The 21119-nt window shown below is 60.2% G+C and carries 24 protein-coding genes; 19 read left to right on the forward strand and 5 right to left on the reverse strand.

Features of this window, described 5'->3' with window-relative positions; all coding sequences use genetic code 11:
• From IE087_RS08835 to ureG, 10 genes are all read left to right on the forward strand, one after another.
• A complete protein-coding gene (locus tag IE087_RS08835) occupies positions 1-303 on the forward strand; it encodes an urease subunit gamma (RefSeq protein WP_076628231.1) in 303 nt (100 codons plus the stop codon).
• Between the two features lie 20 nt (positions 304-323).
• Positions 324-488: an LPXTG cell wall anchor domain-containing protein gene (locus IE087_RS08840; protein ID WP_189368945.1), complete on the forward strand. Its 165-nt coding sequence runs from the start codon at positions 324-326 to the stop codon at positions 486-488.
• Entirely contained in the window at positions 485-790 is a 306-nt protein-coding gene (locus IE087_RS08845; protein WP_189368946.1) for an urease subunit beta, read from the forward strand. The genes IE087_RS08840 and IE087_RS08845 overlap by 4 nt, the downstream gene beginning before the upstream one ends.
• Positions 791-819: 29 nt before the next feature.
• Positions 820-1641 (forward strand): cyclase family protein, encoded by an 822-nt coding sequence (locus IE087_RS08850; RefSeq protein WP_189368947.1) that lies wholly within the window; start codon positions 820-822, stop codon positions 1639-1641.
• Positions 1641-2036 carry a carboxymuconolactone decarboxylase family protein gene (locus IE087_RS08855; protein ID WP_189368948.1) on the forward strand — a complete coding sequence of 132 codons (396 nt, stop codon included), beginning with the start codon at positions 1641-1643 and terminating at the stop codon, positions 2034-2036. The genes IE087_RS08850 and IE087_RS08855 overlap by 1 nt, the downstream gene beginning before the upstream one ends.
• A gap of 427 nt (positions 2037-2463) precedes the next feature.
• Positions 2464-4224: an urease subunit alpha gene (gene ureC, locus IE087_RS08860; RefSeq protein WP_189368949.1), complete on the forward strand. Its 1761-nt coding sequence runs from the start codon at positions 2464-2466 to the stop codon at positions 4222-4224.
• Positions 4225-4446: 222 nt separating this feature from the next.
• Positions 4447-4617 carry a hypothetical protein gene (locus IE087_RS08865; protein WP_189368950.1) on the forward strand — a complete coding sequence of 57 codons (171 nt, stop codon included), beginning with the start codon at positions 4447-4449 and terminating at the stop codon, positions 4615-4617.
• A 16-nt stretch (positions 4618-4633) separates the two neighbouring features.
• Complete coding sequence (gene ureE, locus IE087_RS08870) at positions 4634-5101, forward strand: urease accessory protein UreE (RefSeq protein ID WP_189368951.1); 468 nt, start codon at positions 4634-4636, stop codon at positions 5099-5101.
• Complete coding sequence (locus IE087_RS08875) at positions 5098-5727, forward strand: urease accessory protein UreF (RefSeq protein WP_189368952.1); 630 nt, start codon at positions 5098-5100, stop codon at positions 5725-5727. The genes ureE and IE087_RS08875 overlap by 4 nt, the downstream gene beginning before the upstream one ends.
• Positions 5724-6350 (forward strand): urease accessory protein UreG, encoded by a 627-nt coding sequence (gene ureG / locus IE087_RS08880; RefSeq protein WP_189368953.1) that lies wholly within the window; start codon positions 5724-5726, stop codon positions 6348-6350. The genes IE087_RS08875 and ureG overlap by 4 nt, the downstream gene beginning before the upstream one ends.
• A 104-nt stretch (positions 6351-6454) precedes the next feature.
• Here the strand turns inward: ureG and phaR are convergent, their stop codons facing one another.
• Positions 6455-7063, reverse strand: a complete 609-nt coding sequence (phaR, locus tag IE087_RS08885; protein WP_373296495.1) for a polyhydroxyalkanoate synthesis repressor PhaR — start codon at positions 7061-7063, stop codon at positions 6455-6457.
• A gap of 35 nt (positions 7064-7098) precedes the next feature.
• Positions 7099-8028 (reverse strand): NAD-dependent epimerase/dehydratase family protein, encoded by a 930-nt coding sequence (locus IE087_RS08890; RefSeq protein ID WP_189368954.1) that lies wholly within the window; start codon positions 8026-8028, stop codon positions 7099-7101.
• Positions 8029-8126: 98 nt separating this feature from the next.
• On the opposite strand from IE087_RS08890, the gene IE087_RS08895 reads away from it, so the two are divergent.
• The gene (locus IE087_RS08895; RefSeq protein WP_189368955.1) at positions 8127-8999 is read left to right on the forward strand and encodes a LysR family transcriptional regulator; all 873 of its coding nucleotides are present in this window, start codon (positions 8127-8129) and stop codon (positions 8997-8999) included.
• 88 nt (positions 9000-9087) lie between these two features.
• Here the strand turns inward: IE087_RS08895 and IE087_RS08900 are convergent, their stop codons facing one another.
• Positions 9088-9537 carry a phasin family protein gene (locus IE087_RS08900; RefSeq protein WP_189368956.1) on the reverse strand — a complete coding sequence of 150 codons (450 nt, stop codon included), beginning with the start codon at positions 9535-9537 and terminating at the stop codon, positions 9088-9090.
• A gap of 142 nt (positions 9538-9679) precedes the next feature.
• On the reverse strand, positions 9680-11485 hold the full coding sequence (locus IE087_RS08905; protein ID WP_189368957.1) for a PHA/PHB synthase family protein: 1806 nt from the start codon (positions 11483-11485) through the stop codon (positions 9680-9682).
• A 152-nt stretch (positions 11486-11637) separates the two neighbouring features.
• Between IE087_RS08905 and phaZ the strand changes: the two genes are divergently transcribed.
• Both phaZ and IE087_RS08915 read left to right on the forward strand, forming a co-directional pair.
• Complete coding sequence (gene phaZ, locus IE087_RS08910) at positions 11638-12912, forward strand: polyhydroxyalkanoate depolymerase (RefSeq protein WP_189368958.1); 1275 nt, start codon at positions 11638-11640, stop codon at positions 12910-12912.
• A 12-nt stretch (positions 12913-12924) separates the two neighbouring features.
• Positions 12925-13497 (forward strand): DUF6151 family protein, encoded by a 573-nt coding sequence (locus tag IE087_RS08915; RefSeq protein ID WP_268244638.1) that lies wholly within the window; start codon positions 12925-12927, stop codon positions 13495-13497.
• A gap of 132 nt (positions 13498-13629) precedes the next feature.
• Here the strand turns inward: IE087_RS08915 and bhcR are convergent, their stop codons facing one another.
• A complete protein-coding gene (bhcR, locus tag IE087_RS08920) occupies positions 13630-14457 on the reverse strand; it encodes an HTH-type transcriptional regulator BhcR (protein ID WP_189368960.1) in 828 nt (275 codons plus the stop codon).
• A 172-nt stretch (positions 14458-14629) separates the two neighbouring features.
• On the opposite strand from bhcR, the gene bhcA reads away from it, so the two are divergent.
• The 6 genes from bhcA to IE087_RS08950 all read left to right on the forward strand — a co-directional run bounded on the left by bhcA (position 14630) and on the right by IE087_RS08950 (position 21056).
• Positions 14630-15820, forward strand: a complete 1191-nt coding sequence (bhcA, locus tag IE087_RS08925; protein ID WP_189368961.1) for an L-aspartate--glyoxylate aminotransferase BhcA — start codon at positions 14630-14632, stop codon at positions 15818-15820.
• Positions 15820-16785, forward strand: a complete 966-nt coding sequence (gene bhcB / locus IE087_RS08930; protein ID WP_189368962.1) for a beta-hydroxyaspartate dehydratase BhcB — start codon at positions 15820-15822, stop codon at positions 16783-16785. The genes bhcA and bhcB overlap by 1 nt, the downstream gene beginning before the upstream one ends.
• Before the next feature lie 15 nt (positions 16786-16800).
• Positions 16801-17964, forward strand: coding sequence for a 3-hydroxy-D-aspartate aldolase BhcC (gene bhcC / locus IE087_RS08935; RefSeq protein ID WP_189368963.1), 1164 nt, complete (start codon positions 16801-16803; stop codon positions 17962-17964).
• A gap of 29 nt (positions 17965-17993) precedes the next feature.
• Positions 17994-18959, forward strand: a complete 966-nt coding sequence (gene bhcD / locus IE087_RS08940; protein WP_189369306.1) for an iminosuccinate reductase BhcD — start codon at positions 17994-17996, stop codon at positions 18957-18959.
• 251 nt (positions 18960-19210) lie between these two features.
• A complete protein-coding gene (locus IE087_RS08945) occupies positions 19211-20296 on the forward strand; it encodes a bifunctional transcriptional activator/DNA repair enzyme AdaA (RefSeq protein WP_189368964.1) in 1086 nt (361 codons plus the stop codon).
• Complete coding sequence (locus IE087_RS08950; protein WP_189368965.1) at positions 20283-21056, forward strand: isocitrate lyase/PEP mutase family protein; 774 nt, start codon at positions 20283-20285, stop codon at positions 21054-21056. Before IE087_RS08945 ends, IE087_RS08950 begins: the two co-directional genes overlap by 14 nt.
• The last annotated feature ends 63 nt before the right edge of the window (positions 21057-21119 follow it).

Here is a 21119-nt window from a genome sequence, read left to right on the forward strand (position 1 = left end):
ATGCAACTCACCCCGAGAGAGAAAGATAAGCTGCTGGTCGCTATGGCCGCCGAAGTGGCCCGCAAACGGCTAGCGCGGGGCGTCAAGCTGAACCACCCCGAAGCGATCGCACTGATCACCGACGCAGTGGTCGAAGGTGCCCGCGACGGACGCTCGGTCGCCGACATGATGGAGGCCGGTGCGCAAGTCATCACCCGCGACCAGTGTATGGAAGGCGTGCCCGAGATGATCCACGACGTACAAGTCGAAGCGACCTTTCCCGACGGCACCAAACTGGTCACAGTCCACAATCCCATCCGCTGACACTCCCGGAAGGAACATCCATGAAAACTCCACTTGTCACTCTCGTCGCCCTGTTTCCCATGGCTACCCCGGCCCTCGCGCACTCGGGCGCTCACGCGCACCCGCATGGATCAGAGCCTTGGATCGTTGCCATGGGCCTCGCGCTGGTTGTCGGGGCAGCACTGGTGGCATGGAGGCGCAAATGATCCCCGGCGAAGTGATCACGGCAGAGGGCGATATCGAGCTGAACACGGGCGCGCAGGCCATCACGCTGCATGTGGCCAACACGGGCGACCGTCCCGTGCAGGTCGGAAGCCACTACCATTTTGGCGAGGCCAACAGCGCACTGCAGTTCGACCGGGACGCCTCGCGCGGCATGCGCCTTGATATCGCTGCGGGCACCGCCGTGCGGTTCGAGCCGGGACAAGCACGAGATGTTCAGTTGATCCCGATTGGCGGCGCGCGCAAGGTATACGGGTTCAACCAGCAGGTTATGGGCGACCTTTGAGCAGGGCAAACCCTTAGGGAGGAAAGACGATGTGTGATGTATGTGTGATGAACGCGGTGAAAGAGCGGATGCTCTCACGCCGGGATTTTTTCAAAACCAGCGCCGCAGTGGGCGCGGCAGCCACGGTCGGTATGGCAACCGCCCCTGCGGCGATGGCGGCGGGGCACGGTGGTGTCGTGGACATGAGTCACAAGCTGAGCCCCGACTTCCCGACCTTTTTCGGCGTGCCCGGCATTTCGATGGAGCAGACGTTCAACTTTGCGGAACACGGTTTCAACCTGATGAACCTGGCCGTCAATGAACACACGGCGACCCATATCGACGCGCCGTTGCACTTTTCGGCGGATGGCAACTCGGTGGACGAGATCCCGGTAAGCGATCTGGTCATCCCACTGTGTGTCGTCGACATCGCGGCCAAGGCGGCCGAGGATGCGGATGCCCAAGTGACACCGGATGATCTGAAGGCGTGGATCGCAGCCAATGGGGACATCCCCGACAAGGCGTGCATCGCTATGCATTCCGGTTGGGCGGCCAAGTCCGGCGATGCGGCGGCCTATGTTGGGAACGACGCGGACGACGTCAAACACTTCCCTGGCTTCCATATCGAGGCCACGCAAATGCTGCTCGAGGAAACCACGGCTGTTGCCATGGCCGTAGACACCCTGTCGCTCGATCATGGGCCGTCTCCTGATTTCGCCACTCATTACGCGTGGTTGCCGTCGGGCCGCTATGGGATCGAAAACCTAGCTGGGCTAGATAATGTGCCGGCTGCCGGAGCGACGCTTGTGGTGGGTGCGCCCAACCATGTCGGCGGCACCGGTGGTCCGGCCCGCATCTTTGCGATGGTCTGATGGCGACCCTGCCACTCATATCGGACGAGGAGGCCAGCGCCGAGGTGCTGGCCGTCTTCGACGACATCCGCGCAACCCGTGGGACGGACTTCATCAACAACTTCTGGCGGGCGTTGGCGAATGATCCGGCCTTGCTGGCGTCGACATGGGGGCGGTTGAAAGAGGTGATGGGCCCGGGCGAGCTCGATCCGCTGGTCAAGGAGATGCTCTATATCGCTGTGTCCGTGGCGAACGGGTGTGAATATTGCATCCACTCCCACACGGCGGCAGCAAATGCAAAGGGGATGACGCTGGCGCAACATAGCGAGTTGATGAGCGTCATCGGCATGGCGATGCAGACCAACGGGCTGGTGACCGCGATGCAGGTGCCGGTGGATGAGGTGTTCCAAGCATGATCTCAACCACGCCCAACACAGGATCGCGCCCGGCCCGAGGGTGGGCGTATCACGCCCGCCCTGGGGGGCGGGTCGGGCGTGATTCGGTCCGCTGCGCGACCCGGTGTGGTTTGGCAATCGGCATCGTCGCGCTTTCATCCTGCGCGCCAACAATCGAGGTTCGCTCGCCGGATGCCATGCTCTTGATGACAGGCAAACGCGGTTTTTGTTTCGTGGGGTGCAGTGTCAACTTCACGCTATTCGATGGATCTAAATGCCGAGGCTACGCACCCGGCCTTGATGAAGGGTTTGGCCTTGGCGCATCAGTCTACTGCGACGGACGGCCCGAAAAGCTTCTGGGAGCAGAACCTCTCAGGAAACGAATTGCGGTTTCGGGAACGCTAGATGGCGAACCTGTCACTGTTACGCTGAAGTAAGGAAGTTCACCATGCCCACATCCATCTCCCGCCGCGACTATGCCGCCATGTTCGGCCCCACCACGGGCGACAAGGTGCGGCTCGCTGACACCGACCTGATCATCGAAGTTGAGCGAGACCTGACCGCCGAGGCTGCGGGCCAAGCGGCCACTGGCGGCAGCGGTGACAATGCCATGCTCTACGGCGAAGAGGTCAAGTTCGGCGGCGGCAAGGTCATTCGCGACGGGATGGGACAGTCTCAGGTCACGCGCGCCGACGGGGCGGTTGATACCGTCATCACCAATGCGCTGATTGTGGACTGGACGGGCATCTACAAGGCCGATGTGGGTCTAACGGACGGGCGGATTGCGGCCATCGGCAAGGCGGGCAACCCCGACACGCAGCCGGGCGTCAACATCATCATCGGACCGGGGACGGAGGCCATCGCGGGCGAGGGCAAGATCCTGACCGCGGGCGGGTTTGACAGCCACATCCACTTCATCTGCCCGCAACAGATCGAGGATGCACTGCACTCCGGCCTCACCACCATGCTGGGCGGCGGCACCGGGCCTGCACACGGGACACTTGCCACGACCGTGACCCCCGGGCCGTGGCATCTGGGCCGGATGCTGCAAGCCGCCGACGCCTTCCCGATGAACCTCGCCTTTGCGGGCAAAGGCAACGCCTCCCTCCCCGCCGCCTTGGAAGAACAGGTCAAGGCAGGCGCCTGCGCGATGAAGCTGCACGAAGATTGGGGCACGACACCGGGGGCCATTGATTGCTGCCTGTCCGTGGCCGATGACATGGACGTGCAGGTGATGATCCACACTGACACGCTCAACGAATCCGGTTTTGTCGAGAACACGGTCGCCGCCATGAAGGGGCGCACCATCCACGCCTTCCACACTGAAGGTGCGGGCGGCGGCCACGCCCCGGATATCATCAAGATCTGCGGGGAAGAGCATGTGCTGCCCTCCTCCACCAACCCAACACGCCCCTTCACCGTGAACACGCTCGAAGAGCACCTCGACATGCTGATGGTCTGCCACCACCTCGACAAATCGATCCCCGAGGACGTGGCATTCGCCGAAAGCCGCATCCGGCGCGAGACCATCGCGGCCGAGGATATCCTGCACGACATGGGTGCATTCTCGATCATCGCGTCCGACAGCCAAGCCATGGGCCGCGTGGGCGAGGTGCTGATCCGCACATGGCAAACCGCCGACAAGATGAAGAAACAGCGCGGCACCCTACCCGAGGAAACCGGTGACAACGACAATGTACGCGTGCGCCGCTACATCGCAAAGTACACGATAAACCCGGCCATCGCCCATGGGATCAGCCACGAGATTGGCAGCATCGAAGTCGGCAAACGCGCCGACCTGTGCCTGTGGAACACGGCCTTCTTCGGGGTGAAGCCCGAGATGGTCTTGCTAGGCGGCACTATCGCCTGCGCGCAGATGGGCGATCCGAATGCCTCTATCCCGACACCGCAGCCGGTCTATACCCGTCCGATGTTCGGGGCCTATGGCCGGTCAGTGGAACGCTCCGCTGTGACCTTCGTGTCGGCGGCGGCGCAGGCCGAGGGGATTGGGGCGTCACTGGGGCTCGCCAAAGACACGGTGGCGGTTCAGAACACCCGCAACATCGGCAAGAAAGACCTCAAGCTGAACGACGCCACGCCAGAGGTCGAGGTTCACCCGGAAACTTACGAGGTGCGGGCGGATGGAGAACTGCTGACCTGTCAACCGGCAGAGGTTTTGCCGATGGCGCAGCGGTACTTTCTGTTTTGAGGCGCACCAGCCCTTATCCCTCACGCCCGGCCCGAGGCCGGGCAGCCCCCCACCGCCCCCATGGGCGGGGGCTACTCCCCCGCCCGCGGTCGAGTGCTGCCCTTCGCGCAATGCACCGATTTTCAGACTTGCAAGACGCGCAAAGCGGCAATGCAAAACCTCGCCTGACTGGCCCAACTGAAAAACACTACCTGTCGAGAGGAGAAACAAAACAGGTGTCCCATGACCCTTTTCCAGCGGCTCGCCGCGTTCCTCAGTTCCATCAGCCTGCCGCACGGCGCGCTGGCGCAAACACAGGCGGTCTACGCCCTCACGGATGCGGAACTGAAAGCTCGTGGATTGAAGCGACGCGATGCGGCGCATCAGATCATGATCAACGGGGATTGGTCGTAAGCACGGGGGCCACCCCATGCTGACAGCCCAACACTACCACAGTCACACTCACGGTCAGGTGAGCGACCACGTGTCGCTCACCTACGAAGACCGCTTTTTGCGGCGCAAAGTCCTAACACTCGCCTCCGGTGCCCAGCTTTTGGTGGACCTGCCCCAGACGACATCGCTCGATCACGGCGGAGCCCTCATCGCCACGGACAAGTCCGAGATCAGGATCGAGGCCGCCCCCGAACCCCTTCTCGAAGTCACCGGCGAAAGCCTGCACCGTATCGCGTGGCATATCGGCAACCGCCACACCCCCTGCCAGATCGAAGCGGACCGCCTGCTGATCCAACGCGATCACGTGATGGCAGACATGCTGGCCAAGATCGGAGCGACCACGCACGAAGTGGTGGAACCATTCACCCCCGAAGGCGGCGCTTATGGCCATGGGCGCACCCACGGGCACGATCATTCGCACGTGCATGATCACGGGCACACATGAGCCACGCGTTGACCCTCATGCAATGGCTGTCGCCTGCCTTTCCGGTGGGCGCCTTTGCCTATTCGCATGGGTTGGAACAGGTCATCGCGGATGGGACGGTCACGGACGCCGATACGCTGCAAGACTGGTTGGAGGTGCTGCTGACCCATGGTTCGGGTCGTGCAGACGCTATCCTGCTAGCCGCCGCTCACGGCACCGATGATCCGGCACGTGTTGATGCGACAGCCCGTGCCTTTGCCGCCGGTGCAGAACGGCTCAAGGAAACCGACTTGCAAGGTGCGGCATTCTGCAACACCGCGCACAGCGTCTGGGGGATTGAGATCGCGAACCTCACCTACCCCGTTGCCGTCGGCACAGCCGCCCGCGCCATGACCATACCGCTTGCCGAGGCTCTGCCGCTCTACCTGCACGCCTTCGTGTCAAACCTTGTCTCGGTCGCCCAACGCGCCCTGCCCCTTGGCCAAACCGACGGCCAGCGGGTGCTGGCGGCCCTTGCCCCCACCATCGCTGCCACCGCAAAAGACGCGCAAGTGACCCCGCTTGATGCGCTCACCTCCACCAGCTTTGCCGCCGACATCGCGGCCATGCGCCACGAAACCCTCCAGCCAAGGATCTTTCGCACATGACACAGCTCAACGGCCCCCTTCGCATCGGCATCGGCGGTCCCGTGGGCGCGGGCAAGACAACGCTGACTGCCGCCCTCGCCGCTGCCCTCAAGGACCAACACTCCATTGGTGTGATCACCAACGATATCTACACGCAGGAGGATGCCGAGGAACTGATGCGCCGTCAGATCCTGCCGCAGGACCGGATCATCGGTGTGGAAACCGGCGGCTGTCCGCATACGGCCATCCGCGAGGATGCCTCAATCAACCTCGCCGCCGTGGCCGAGATGCGAGACCGGCACCCGGATGTCGAAGCCATCCTTATTGAATCCGGCGGCGACAACCTGTCGGCCACCTTCTCGCCGGAGCTTGCGGACATCACGCTCTATGTCATCGACACAGCAGCGGGCGAGGAAATCCCGCGCAAGGGCGGACCGGCGATCACGAAATCCGACTTACTGATCATCAACAAGACGGACCTCGCCCCCCATGTGGGCGCGTCGCTTGAGGTTATGGAGCGGGATGCAAAGCGGATGCGGGGCACGCGGCCTTTCGTCTTCGCCGCGCTACGGCATGGCAAAGGGGTGGAGGATATCATTGGGCATATCCGCGCTCTGTCCGGCTTGGGACTGACGCCAGCATGACGCGGCTGTTTCTCCTGCGCCGCTTACACTGACAACGCATCACTGCTCGCCTAGGTGAACTGTCGAAGGCACTGACACTTCGCGGCAGTCAGTGCCTTCGGGTATCAGGACAGCTTCGACAGTTTGTCCTGCAATTCGGCCAGTTGTTTCTTGATGGCGTCAAGGTCCTCGCCATCGTCTTTGTCGTCGGCGTCCGGGGCAGGTCCGGATGCGCCCCAGGCGGTCCCCAACCCACCGGTCATAGCCTTCATGAACGCTTCCTGCTGCGCCTGCATCAAATCGAAGCCGGGCATCTTGGCCATGGGGTTCATGGCATTCATGTTTTCCATGACCTTGCTCTGCCCATCGCGCAGCATTTCAAATGAGGCTTGCAGGAACTGCGGCACCACGGACGCCCCACCGCCCATGTAGCTGCGCACCAGGTCGTTCAAAACATCCACCGGCAGAACGCTCTCGCCCCGGCTCTCATGTTCGGCGATGATCTGCAGCAGGTACTGGCGGGTCAGGTCATCCCCTGTCTTGAGGTCCACAATCTGTACCTCGCGCCCATCGCGGATGAATCCAGAGATATCCTCAAGCGTTACATAGTCGCTTGTTTCGGTGTTGTAGAGCCGCCGACTGGCATAGCGCTTGATCAACAATGGTGCTGGTTTGTCTGTCACGTGCGTGATCTCCCCGGTGCCGCGTGCTGCAACGCAGCTTAGGCGTGACATCACAAAAAAGAAAGGGTGTGTGCACTTGCGGCAATTCAGGCGGTTTTAGGCACCCTTACATACGCACCCGTATTTTTAGTTAAGTAAACGGCAAGGGCCTTCTCAGCAGGCGTCGCATGGAACCCCGGCAATGCTGCGCGCAGCTTGGACCCGTCAATCGCATGCGGCCTTCGCCACAGGTATCTCATTTCAAACACCTCTCGCATCAACGGCGACCACAGCCCCATCAGCCAGACCCCGATCCACGGCAATCGCGACACACGCATAGGCTTGCCAACAATCCGTTCCACATGGGCGATCAGTTCGTCTCCGGTCAGGGCATATCCTTCAAAGGAAAACTCCTCGAACGGGCTGAACTGATCCCGCTTCTCTGCCAGCCCCACCATGGCGCGTGCCATGTCCGGCAAGTAGGCCCAGGCATGTACGCGGTCGCGGGGGCCGGGATAGGTCAGCTTGCCCTGTGACGCTTTGGGCGCGATGTAGCTTTCGAACCAATTGCCTGACTGCACGGTGTCAATAAAATCGCCGCCGCGCAGCACGATGGTCCGCACGCCGCTGTCACGATAGGCCCGCTCCATACGAATGCGAATGTGGCCCTTGCGCGTGTTCGCAACCCATGGCGTGTCCTCGCGCAGCACAGGCGGCAAGAGACGTCCGTAGTTGTAGATATTGCCCGGGATCATCACGGTCGCCCCGGTGGCGCGCGCGACGGCAATCACTGCATCGGTCAGTTTGGGAATGGTCCGCTGCCACTGATCATAGGGCGGGTTCACGGCATTCACGATCACATCCTGCTCCGTGCAGACCGCCTGCAGTGCCTGTGCATCCGTCGCATACACCTCAACGCAATCCGCACCGCTGAGCCCACGACCCGCCCGTGTCACGGTCCAACCCGCTTCGGTAAAGGCCTGCACGGCTGCGCATCCGAACCGGCCCTTTGCGCCCAAAACAATGACTGACGCCATGAATCCATCCTCTCGATTGTGAAGTGGGCCCTATCTAGACGAACGAAATTCGAATATGATCCACGTCAATTCGAAACAACCCATCCAAATATGAATAGATGAACCAACCAGACTGGTCCCAGATCCAATCCTTCGCCGCTGTCGCGGAACATGGCTCTCTCTCGGCCGCCGCCCGGGCGCAGAACAGCAGCCAACCAACACTCAGCCGCCATATCGCACAACTCGAGGCGACGCTGGGCACCCGGCTTTTCGACCGCTCAAGCGGCGGCATGGTCCTGACGGATGAGGGCGCCGACCTGCTGGCACATGCCACAACGATGGTCGATGCCGCCGCCCGGTTTGGCACAGACCGCGATGGTCACGGTAAAGAAATTGCGGGCACCGTCCGACTGACAGCCAGCCACGTGGTTGCGAACTTCATCCTGCCCCCGATCCTGTGCGATCTGCACGCGACCTATCCGGGGATCGAAATCGAGGTGATGGCCTCGGACACAACCGAGAACCTGCTGCGACGCGAGGCGGATATCGCGCTCCGCATGTACCGCCCCACCCAGCCTGACGTAATCGCCAAACATATCGCGGACCTGCCGCTTGGGGCATATGCCGCCCCCAGCTACATCGAAAAACACGGCGCGCCGGACACGCTCGACGACCTGATGGACCACAGCATCATTGGATATGATCGCAGCCAACTGATCATCGACGGCTTTGCCCAGCGCGGGTTCAAGGTCGGCCGCGACTTCTTTGCCTTCCGCAGCGATGACCAGGTGCTGTGCTGGCACATGGTGGTCGCCGGGTACGGCATCGGCTTTGGTCAACGGCGCGTGGGGGATGCGGATTCACGTGTGATCCGGGTCTCAAAGGATATGGATGTGGGCAGCATGCCGCTTTGGCTCACCGCCCATCCGGACTTGCGACGCATCCCGCGCGTGCGCAGGGTCTATGACTGGCTGGCCAAACACTTGGCCTGACCAAAAAGAAAAAGGCGGGCCACGTAGGACCCGCCGTAGTCACCGCGCCTTTCAGGGAGGAAAGTTGGCGCGATATGTCGTGTGCGACTTACTTCGCAGCAGCAGCTTTCTTGGCAGCGGCGGTCATGTCACCGGTCGCTTTTTTGACGGCTGCTTGCGCGTCTTCGCTCATGTCCTTGCCTGCGGCCATCATCAGTTCGACGGTGTCCATTTGGACTTTCTTGGCAACCTCAGCGAAAGCGGCCATGTGCTCGGCTGTAACTTCAGCATAGGACGACGCGAAGTCTGTCATCGCTTTGGCGTAGTCGGCGGGCTCTGCCTTGGCTTTGGACATGTCGCCCAGTTTCGCCAGAGTTTCTTTGGTCCACTTCGAGGAGATTTCGGTGGACTTCTCAGCCGCGTCGATTGCGACGTGGCTCAGTTTTTCGTTCAGCGTGGTCGCTGTCTTGAATGCGTCTTCCATTGCCGCTGTGTCGACGGGGAATGCACCCATCATGTCTTTGAACATTGCGGTCATGTCTTGTGCTTGCTTGGCCATTGTCTTCGATCCTTGTGAGCGCTGCGGGCCCATCCCCACGTTTCTGCGTCTGCACAAGATATACATGCTGCACTGCAGCAAATCAACCCTTTTGCTGCAGTGCAGCAAAAATAGCTTTCCGTTGCGGAAAGGGTGTGAGAAATCAGGGCCTTGCCTTGACGGTCACATAGGATCCGGGGGCATCTTCAAGCACGGGATGGGCAGAATCACCCGGTTTACGTGCATTCACCATCGCCCCACCCTGCTTTTTCAGCCAGGCACCCCAGCGCGGCCACCACGACCCTTCATGGAAATCGGCAGCCTTCAACCACGCTTCGTGATCAAGGCTCAGATCTTCATTGGTGTAGTGACCGTATTTGTTCTTGCTGGGCGGGTTCACGATCCCGGCGATATGGCCCGATTGGGTCATGATGAAGGTCTTGTCCTTGGACCCCATCTGCTGCACGCCGCGATAACTGTCTTTCCACGGGGCGATGTGATCCGTCTCGCAGGCGATTGCGCAGAGCGGCACGTCGATATCGCCCAGTTGAAGGTGATGCCCCATCAGGTCGAACCCACCCTCTGCCAGCTCATTGCGCTGACACAGACCGCGCAAATACTGCATCGCCATCTTAGCTGGCAGATTGGCCCCGTCCCCATTCCAATAAAGCAGATCAAAGGCAGGTGGCGTCTCGCCCATCATATAGCTCTTGATTGCGGGCGTATAGACAAGGTCGGTGGACCGCAGGAACGTGAAAGTTCGCGCCATGATGACCGAGGGCAAAATCCCTTTGTCGGCGCATTCCGCTTCGATCCCGTCAATGAAGTCATCCGTCAAGAACGGCGTGAACTCTCCCTGATCGCTGAAATCTGTCAGCGCGGTAAAGAACGTGGCGGACTTGATCGACTTGTCCTTGCGCTGCTTCAGCAGGCTGAGGGTCAGGGACAGCGTGGTGCCAGCGATGCAATAGCCGATGGCGTTGACCTGCTTCTGGCCGGCGATGGCCTTGGCCTCGCGGATCGCGGCCAGGTATCCGTCCTCGATGTAGTCTTCCATCCCGACCCCGGCATAGGTGGCATCGGGGTTCACCCAGGACACCACAAACAGAGTGTGCCCCTGTTCGACCAGCCACTTCACCAGCGAATTCTGCTGCTTGAGATCAAGGATGTAGAACTTGTTGATCCACGGCGGGAACAGCACGATCGGGGTCTTGTGCACCTTTTCGGTAGTGGGCGTGTACTGGATCAGCTCCATCATCCGGTTGCGGTAGATGACCTTGCCTGGCGTCGTGGCGATGTTGTCGCCAAGTTTGAATGCTTTGTCGTCGGCCAGCTTTACAATCAGCTCGCCATTGTTTGCCTCGAGATCGGAAATCAGGTTCTCAAGCCCGTCGATCAGGCTTTGTCCTTCTGTCGCGACTGCCTTTTCCAACGCATCAGGGTTCGTCGCCAGAAAATTCGTCGGCGCCATCATGTCCACGATCTGGCGCGAGAAATAAGCGAGGCGCTGCTTTTCTTTCGGCTCAAGGTCAGACACGGACTCGACTGCCTGCTCAACTGCATCAGCGTTTATTAGGTACTGCTGCTTGACGTAATTGAAGTAAGGATGCGTGTCCCACAGCGGGTTGGCAAAGCGGCGATCCTTCGGCCCGGGATTGGCAGGCGCCTGCAACTTACCCTGCGCCAGCGCCTGCTGCGCTTCAACAAAATGGGTCACGGATTTCGACCAGAATTGCAGCTGGTGTTCCATCACTTTGGCCGGATCACGGAACGCTTCGTGCCAATAAGCCGTGGCCGCCTTGGTGAACAGTTCCTGATTCGGGCCGTCGAGTGCAGCATTATGCGTGCTGCGGTGCGTCAAAACCTGAGTGAGTCGTTGCGTCAACTCCTCAACCTTACGGAGATTCGTATTCAATTTATCGAGGTTTTCCCCCGAGACAGCACCACCGGTTGTGTCGTTGGTTGTCATGTTAAGGTCTTCCCCGTAGTGTTCGCATGTGCAGCAATGTTTGCGCGCGGCAATCGCCGCCTATCTATGGTCGCATGTTTCAGGGGGCAAAGCGACAAACCGTCCGACGCGGGACTGTGCGTACCCGCCCCTAAAGAGTGAAGGAGAGCGCGATGCGCTACATGATCAGCTACGACTTCATGGAAACCATGCGAAACACCAACCAATGGCTCGGCGCGACCGCCCGCGCAATCGGGGCCTACCCCGCCTTTGCCGCCCTGCCCAACCCGGCGCTGCAAATGATGTCTGCCTGGGGCGAGGTGACGGAGCGCACTTTCGAACGGATGGTGGCCAAACCCGATTGGGGCATTCGCACCTTCACCTGCGAGGATGGCCGCGACCACCTCGTCAGTATCGACAAAGTGGTTGAAAAACCTTTTGGTGACCTGATCCACTTCAATGTCTCGGGCCGCGAAACGCAGCCGCGGAAAATCCTGCTCGTGGCGCCGATGTCCGGCCACTACGCCACGCTCCTCCGCTCGACCGTCAAATCGCTATTGGTAAATTGCGAGGTCTACATCACCGACTGGCACAACGCCCGCGACATCCCCGTCAGCGCCGGCAAGTTCGATGTGGAGGATTACACCCTTTACCTTGTCGACTTCATGCGTGAATTGGGTCCCGACACCCACGTGATCGCCGTCTGCCAGCCCGCCCCACTGACACTCGCCGCGACCGCCTATCTGGCCGAGGAAGACCCCAAGGCGCAGCCCCGTTCGCTCACCCTGATCGGTGGACCCATCGACCCGGACGCGACACCAACCGAAGTCACCGACTTTGGCCGTCGCGTGACCATGGGGCAACTTGAGGAAACAATGATCCAACGCGTGGGTTTCAAATATCCCGGCGTCGGTCGCCTCGTCTATCCAGGCCTGCTGCAACTGGCCTCGTTCATGTCGATGAACGCCGAAAAACACTCCAAGGCCTTCAGCGACCAGATCGGGCGCGCGGCGCGTGGAGAGTCCAGTGATCACGACAAGCACAACCGCTTCTACGACGAATACCTCGCCGTGATGGACATGACAGCCGAATTTTACCTGTCGACCGTCGATCGCATCTTCAAACGCTGTGAGATTGCCAAGAACATCTTTTCCGTGAACGGCAAACAGATCGACATCGGCAAGATCACGACCGTCGCGGTCAAAACCGTCGAAGGTGCGAATGACGACATCTCGGCCCCCGGCCAATGCGTGGCTGCGCTTGATCTTTGCACGGGCCTGCCGGACGAGAAAAAGGCAAGCCACGTCGAACCCGGCGCGGGCCACTACGGCATCTTTGCCGGGAAAAGCTGGCGCAACAACATCCGCCCCCTTGTGCTTGAGTTCATTGATGCGAACTCGCCGAAGACACCTCCGAAGAAGGCCGCCAACAAGAACAAGGCGGCGTAAGCCTTGGCAGGCGTGGATCTCCCCTTCGCCTGTGACTGCGGAAAGCTGCGGGGGACACTTCTGGGCGTGTCCCCGACAAATGGCACCCGTGCCGAATGCTATTGCCATGATTGCCGCGCAGCTGAACTTTATGCCGGACAACCCGACCCGGCACCTGGGGGCGTACAAGTCTATCAATCCGTGCCTGACCGCGTCCGGTTCGACTTGGGCGAAGATCAACTTGCGGCCTTCTCCCTCTCCGAAAAGGGCCTGTTGCAATGGCAGGCAAGCTGCTGCGGTGCCCTTCTTTTCAAAACCGCCCGCACCCCCAAATTGCCATTTGTCTCGTTCCGTACGGACAGACTCGAGGATGACAACCCGCTCGGCCCGATCGTCGCCCGCGCGTTTGTCCGCAAACCAAACGGCAAACGAGGGCACGAAGGTGGCCTGAAATTCATGTTCGGTTTTGCCGTTCGGGCGCTGTCACGGCGGATGACCGGGCTTTGGAAACAAACGCCCTTCTTCCATGCCGACGGCACACCCGTCCGGGATATCCACATTGTCCCGGAAAATGATCGAAAAAAGTTCTACCCCGCCCGGAGCTAGACAACGCCAACTCGGAAGAAGCCCGGATGTTAAGGCATTTCTGAGCAGGTTCGGTTGTCCAGATGTGCCCATGTCACATCATCCTTTCTGGTCAAAGTGTCAGCCCGGCAAGCCACCCCTTTGATGCCGCTGTCACGCACCGTTGCGCTCAGACCCCAGCGCCGCTGACAATCCCCGCGCAGCTTCCATGACCGCCTGTGCAAGAGCAGGAATATCACCGTCTCCGATCCGTGCCACAGGGCCAGAGATGGATATCCCGGCAACCGTGTCCCCGGTCCAGTTCAAAACCGGTGCTGCAATGCAGCGCATACCGATGTTCTTTTCCTGATCGTCAATGGCAAAGCCGCGCGTCCGGGTACGCTTCAACTCCGTCATCAACATGTCTCGATCCGCCATGGTGTGTTCAGTGAATCGTTCAAGCGTGCCATCACCCAAAACACGCTCGAGCATGGCCGCTGGCATTTCAGCAAGAAGCGCCTTGCCGACTCCGGACGCATGCATGGGTGATGCAGACCCGGGTGGAAAGAATGCGCGAATGGAGTGATGACATTCGACCTGGCTGACAAACACAACCGATCCATCCCGAGGGACCGCGAGGTTCGCCGTTTCTCCTGTCTTGGCCATGAGCTGACGCAGGACAGACGCCGCCCGGTCGACCAGCGATGTGCGCCGCAGGTAACGCGCGCCGATGACAAAGGCCTGCGATCCAACATGCCAAAGCTGCGCCTCTGCATCGAACTCCACCAGCCCCCGTCCTTCCAGAGTGACCAGCACACGGTAGACGGTCGCGGGTGACTGATCGAGATTGCTTGCCAACTCCGACAGCGTCACCCCGGGCAGCGTCGAAAGATGCTCAAGCACGTCCATTGCGCGATCCAATGACTTAATGGTGTTCTGCTCGGTTTTGTCGGCCCAGGCCTTGGGTCTGCCCCGACTGCGGCGGGGTTGAGAGTCTTGCATAATTTTGCTCTTCCTGAAATTTTGAAAATCAATTTCAACATATGAAAAATTCTACATCACTGTAAACAAGTAATTTTTCATGCTCCGCCCATTTTTGAAAAACGATTTCAAAAAAATTGCATCCGTATCGCATGGCGTCCTACACCTAAGCAACCCAAACGGAGGCGAAACGATGAGTTTGCAAAACCCAGTGTTTATTCCCGGTCCAACCAACATGCCCGAAGCATTGCGGCGGGCCTGCGACCTGCCGACGATTGACCACCGTTCCGCAACGTTCCCCAACCTCCTCAACGCCGCGCGATCCGGCGTCCGCGATGTCCTCAAATCCCAGGTGGCTGACGTCTTTATCTTCCCGTCCACTGGAACCGGTGGTTGGGAAACCGCCATCGCAAACACTCTGCGACCCGGTGACACCGTTCTCGCCGCCCGAAACGGTATGTTCAGTCACAAATGGATCAAGATGTGCCAGGATTTCGGCCTCAGACCCATCTTCAAGGACGTCACCTGGGGGGAAGGCTTTCCCACCGATTGGGCGGAAGACCAGCTTGCAAAGGACACCGGACACCGGATCAAGGCCGTCCTGATCACCCACAATGAAACCGCGACCGGTGTGACTTCGAACGTGGCCGCACTGCGCAAAGCGCTCAGCGACACCAACCACCCCGCACTGCTCTTTGTCGATGGCGTCAGCTCCATCGGGTCCATGGATTTCCGTTTTGACGATTGGGGCGTCGACGTCGCCGTCACAGGGTCGCAAAAAGGGTTCATGCTGCCAGCGGGGCTGGGCATCGCGGCCTTTTCTCCAAAGGCGATGCGCGCCACGGAACAAGGCGGGTTGCCACGCGGGTATTTCAACATTCAGGACATGGCCGCCAGCTACAAGACGGGTGGGTATCCATACACCCCCTCTGTCGGCATGCTGAACGGCTTAAAAGAATCCTGCGACATGTTGATGGGCGAGGGATTGGAAGCGGTTTTCGCGCGCCATCGCCGCATCGCGGACGGGGTACGCGCCGCCGTCCGGGCCTGGGGGCTCGACATCTGTGCTGCGCATCCGGACCTGTATTCCGATACGGTGACCGCCATCAAAACACCCGCGGGCTTTGACGCGGGGCAGATCGTTGCCCATGCCGAGCACGCCTATGGCGTATCTTTCGGTGCTGGCCTTGGGGACGTTGCGGGCAAAGTGTTCCGCATCGGTCACCTCGGCAGTTTGACCGATGTGATGACATTAAGCGGGATTGCCACGGCTGAAATGGCCATGGTTGATCTGGGCCTCGACATCACGCCGGGCTCAGGCGTGGCCGCAGCCCAAAACGTATACCGAAAAGGAAAATCATCCACACTGTCGGAGGCCGCGTAATGAAAGACCTGATCACCGATATTCCCACCTACGACGACATGCTCAAGGCGCATGACCGCATCAAGCCGCACATCCGGCGCACGCCTGTGCGGACGTCGGACTACTTGAACGAGCTGTCCAGCGCCCAACTGTTTTTCAAATGCGAGAACTTTCAGGAACCCGGTGCCTTCAAGGTGCGCGGTGCGTGCAATGCGGTGTTTGGGCTGGACGATGCCCAGGCGAAACGGGGCGTCGCCACGCATTCGTCAGGCAACCACGCGTCTTGCCTGAGTTACGCGGCAATGAAACGCGGCATCCCCTGCAATGTCGTAATGCCCAGAACCGCGCCACAGGCCAAGAAAGACACCGTACGTCGTTATGGTGGCGTGATTACCGAATGCGACCCGTCGACAACCAGCCGCGAGGCAACATTTGCCAAAGTGCAGGGCGCGACCGGAGGGGATTTTGTCCATCCCTACAACGATCCTCGCGTGATCGCCGGTCAAGGCACCTGTTCCAGGGAATTCATCGAGCAGACCGATGGGCTTGACGTTGTTGTTGCGCCGATTGGCGGTGGCGGGATGGTGTCTGGCACCTGCCTGACCCTGTCTACGTTGGCGCCTGAAACACAAATCGTGGCGGCCGAACCCGAACAGGCGGATGATGCCTATCGCAGCTTCAAGGCAGGACACATCATTGCCGATGACGCTCCCAAGACCATTGCCGACGGGCTGTTGGTGCCACTCAAAGAACGCACCTGGCATTTCGTGTCGAACCACGTCACCGAGATGTTCACCGCCTCCGAGCAAGAGATCATCGACGCGATGAAGCTGACCTGGAAGCACCTGCGCATCGTGATGGAACCGTCCAGCGCCGTGCCACTGGCCTGTGTTCTCAAGAACCCCGACTTTTTTGCCGGCAAGCGTGTCGGCCTGATCATCACCGGCGGCAATGTTGACCTTGACCGCCTGCCCTGGACCACCTGAGTGAGGAGACCCGAGATGAAAGACACGACCCAATTGAGCGACCTGGAAGTTGGTTTTGACGTCCCGGCCCTGCCGGGTATGGACGAAACGGACATCCAGACCCCATGTCTGGTGCTGGATCTCGATGCACTGGAATACAACGTCAAGAAGATGGGCGATTACGCCAAGGCCCACGGCATGCGACACCGCGTGCACGGCAAGATGCACAAATCCGTGGACGTGGCCAAGCTGCAGGTTGAGCTGGGCGGCGCCTGTGGCGTGTGTTGTCAGAAAGTGTCGGAAGCAGAGGTGTTTGCACGCGGCGGTATCTCTGATGTCCTGGTGTCCAATCAGGTCCGCGATCCAGCCAAGATTGACCGGCTTGCCCGGATGCCAAAGCTGGGCGCGCGCACGATCTGCTGTGTGGATGACATCTCGAATGTCGCAGATTTGTCTGCGGGTGCGCAGCGGCACGGCACCGAAATCGAATGCCTGGTCGAAATTGATTGCGGCGCAGGGCGTTGTGGGGTGACGACCACGCCCGACGTTGTGGCCATCGCCAAGGCCATCGACGCAGCGCCCGGTCTGAAATTTGCTGGCATTCAAGCCTACCAGGGTGCGATGCAGCATCTGGACAGCTTCGAGGATCGCAAGGCCAAGATCGACATTGCCGTTGCCCAGGTCCAAGACGCTGTGGCCGGGCTCAGCGCCGAAGGACTGGAATGCGACATCGTCGGCGGGGGCGGCACCGGCTCCTATTACTTCGAGTCCAATTCCGGCGTCTACAACGAGCTGCAATGCGGGTCATATGCCTTCATGGACGCGGATTACGGCCGCATCCTCGATCAGGATGGCAAGCGGATCGACCAGGGTGAATGGATGAACGCACTTTTCATTCTGACCAGTGTCATGAGCCACGCCAAGGCAGACAAAGCTATCGTGGATGCCGGGCTCAAGGCGCAATCCGTTGACAGCGGCCTGCCATTCATTTTCGGGCGCACCGACGTGGAATACGTCAAATGCTCGGACGAGCACGGTGTTGTAGCAGATCCTGACGGTGTGCTTGCCATCAACGACAAGCTCAAGCTGGTGCCGGGTCACTGTGACCCGACCTGCAATGTGCACGATTGGTATGTCGGCGTGCGCGGCGGCAAAGTAGAAACCCTTTGGCCCGTTTCTGCCCGCGGAAAGGCATATTGATGGACGGCGCTCAGATGACACAACACGAACTGGTGATCGTCCCCGAGGGGATGATCGCCGACATGCTCACCCGCAAATCCGCATTCGACGCCGTCGAGAATGTCTTTGCCGCCATGGCGGCTGGCGACGCCTACAACTTCCCCGTGGTGCGCGAAGCAATCGGCCACGAGGATGCGCTATACGGCTTCAAGGGCGGCTTTGATCGCGCAGGCGGTGTGTTGGGATTGAAAGCCGGAGGGTACTGGCCACACAACCTGGAACGGCGTGGCCTGATCAATCACCAGTCCACGGTGTTCCTGTTCGATCCCGATAGCGGACGGGTCAAGGCCATGGTGGGCGGCAACCTTTTGACCGCGCTGCGCACAGCCGCTGCGTCTTCGGTGTCGATCCGGCATCTGGCGCGCAAGGACGCAAGGGTTCTCGGCATGATTGGCGCGGGCCACCAGGCCACGTTCCAACTGCGCGCGGCCCTTGAAACCCATGGCTTCGAAAAGGTGATCGGTTGGAATTACCACCCCGAAATGCTGTCGAACCTTGCCAGTGTCGCAGAAGAGATGGATGTGCCTTTCGAGGCCGTCGACCTGCCTGACATGATCCGGGCCGACGCGATCATCACGATCACGTCGTCCTTCGCACCAACGCTACTGGCAGAGCATGTCAGCCCAGGCACACATATTGCCTGCATGGGCACGGACACGACTGGCAAGCAGGAGGTCTCGGCAGACCTGCTGGCAGGGGCAACAGTCTTTGCCGACGAAGTCGCGCAGTCGGTCTCGATCGGCGAAGCCCAGCACGCGATCAAGGACGGGCTTCTGGCAGACACCGACATTCACCAACTGGGCAGCGTCATAAACAGCGCACATCCCGGCCGCATCTCGGACGAACAGATCACCGTATTCGACGGCACCGGCGTTGGCTTGCAGGACCTCGCCGTGGCGGCATCCATCGTGGATGCGGCGGTCTCGTCCGGGCAAGCAACTGTCGTTCCGATTTGAGGCACATCACACTGACCTGACCCTCCCAAGCAGGCCAGAGGCCCGTCGCGCCGAACACGCTCCGGCGCGGCGGGCAGTGTTTTTTAGTGGCCGGTTCGACCATTGTCGTCATCACCTCACCGTCCCCACGCATCGAAATCACATTGGTCAGGGAAGGACCAATTCCCCCGCCCATCTGGCAAAGTGCAAAAACCCAGAATAGACGCCCGATCACAGGCGGCATGCCTTTCTGCGTGTGATATCAAGCGGCCATGCTCTTCGATTTGCCAGACCACGACACCCTGTACAGGGCACTGATAAACCGCGATGCCGCCTTTGACGGACGCGCTTATGTCTGCGTGTCGAGCACAGGCGTGTTCTGCCGACTGACCTGCCCCGCACGCAAACCCAAACCAGAGAATTGCAGCTTCTTCGGCACGGTGGGCGAATGTATCGAAGCCGGGTATCGCGCCTGCAAACGGTGCCATCCCCTTGCCCCGATGGCCATGGCCGACCCAGCCATTGCAAGCCTGCTGGCCGCGCTCGATGAACGCCCCGACTACCGCTGGCGGGAAAGCGATGTCGAAAAACTGGGGTTTGACCTGTCCACCGTGCGCCGCAGTTTCAAACGACAATTCGGAATGACATTTCTTGAAATGGCCCGCCAACGTCGGCTCCGAGACGGGTTCGAAACCATGGCCCAAGGGGGCGCGGTGATCGAGGGTCAGCTCGATGCCGGTTTTGAGTCCGCAAGCGCCTTTCGCACCGCGTTTTCGAACCTGGTTGGCAAGGCCCCCGGCACCCTGTCGCGCAAACCGCTTTTGTTTGCAGACTGGATCACCACTCCGCTCGGCGACATGATCTCGATCACCAGCCAGTCCCAGCTTCACCTGCTGGAATTTTTCGACCGCAAGGCGCTGCACGGTGAAATCGCGAAACTGGATACATTCGCGAAAGGAAAGATTGGCATTGGCCGCACCAACCTCTCTGACCAGATCAGAGAGGAACTGGCCGCCTTCTTTGCCGGCACATCTGACGCATTCAAAACGCCCGTCGCCCTGCGCGGTTCAGAATTCACCAAACAGGTCTGGGACGCCCTGCGCGAGATTCCGGCCGGACAAATCCGCAGCTACTCTGACATCGCCAGACGCATCGGCCGACCCGCCGCCGTCCGTGCAGTGGCGCGGGCAAATGGTGCCAACCAAATCGCGCTGGTCATCCCATGCCATCGCGTCATTGGCGTCGATGGGTCCCTGACCGGTTATGGCGGCGGCCTCTGGCGCAAACAGAAGCTCTTGGAAATCGAACGGCAGTTTCTGCCATCCGCACTGCAAGGAAACAACCATGTCTCAGACTGACAAAGCCAAGCACTTTCACGCACTGCACCGAAGAGATGATCCGCTCGTTCTTTACAACATATGGGATGCGGCGGGCGCCAAGACCATCGCCAAGGCGGGCGCGCCAGCTGTGGCAACAGGAAGTTGGTCGGTGGCAGCGGCCCATGGGTTTGACGACGGGCAGGCCATCCCCCTCGACCTTGTGCTCACCATCGTCTCCCGTATCTGCGCCAGCGTCGACCTGCCGGTCAGTGTCGATTTCGAAGGCGGCTATGCGATCGCTCCGAAGGATGTCGCGGAAAACGTTCGACGCGTCATTCGGGCAGGCGCAATCGGCATAAACTTTGAAGACAGAGTGGTGAACGGCACCGGTCTGCATCCCATCTCCGAGCAAGCAGAACGCATTGCAGCAATCCGGACCATGGCAAATGAAGAAGGCGTGCCGATCTTTATCAACGCACGCACGGATCTGTTTCTGGGAACAGACCCCGGAATACATGAGGGCCAGATATCCGAAGCCTTGGAACGCGAAGCGGCCTACGCGGACGCCGGTGCAAGTGGCTTTTTTGTCCCCGGTCTGACCGACCTTGGCCTTTTGAGCAAAATCACGACCGCGGCCAGCCTGCCGGTCAACGCAATGATGCTGGGTGATCTTGCTTCGGTCGACGACTGTAAGGGCTGCAATGTGTCCCGCTTCAGTTTTGGGCCCGCACCGTTCGCCCGTGCCATGTTAGACTTGCAAACCCGGTTCAGCAAAATTTCTGGGTCCGGCAGCCACTAAGCGATTCCGTCGCTGTCGGGGATGTGTCGCGCGTATGCGCGATGCGGGGCGTTGCGTACGGGC

The organism is Tateyamaria omphalii (genome assembly GCF_014651375.1).
Classification (GTDB): domain Bacteria; phylum Pseudomonadota; class Alphaproteobacteria; order Rhodobacterales; family Rhodobacteraceae; genus Tateyamaria; species Tateyamaria omphalii.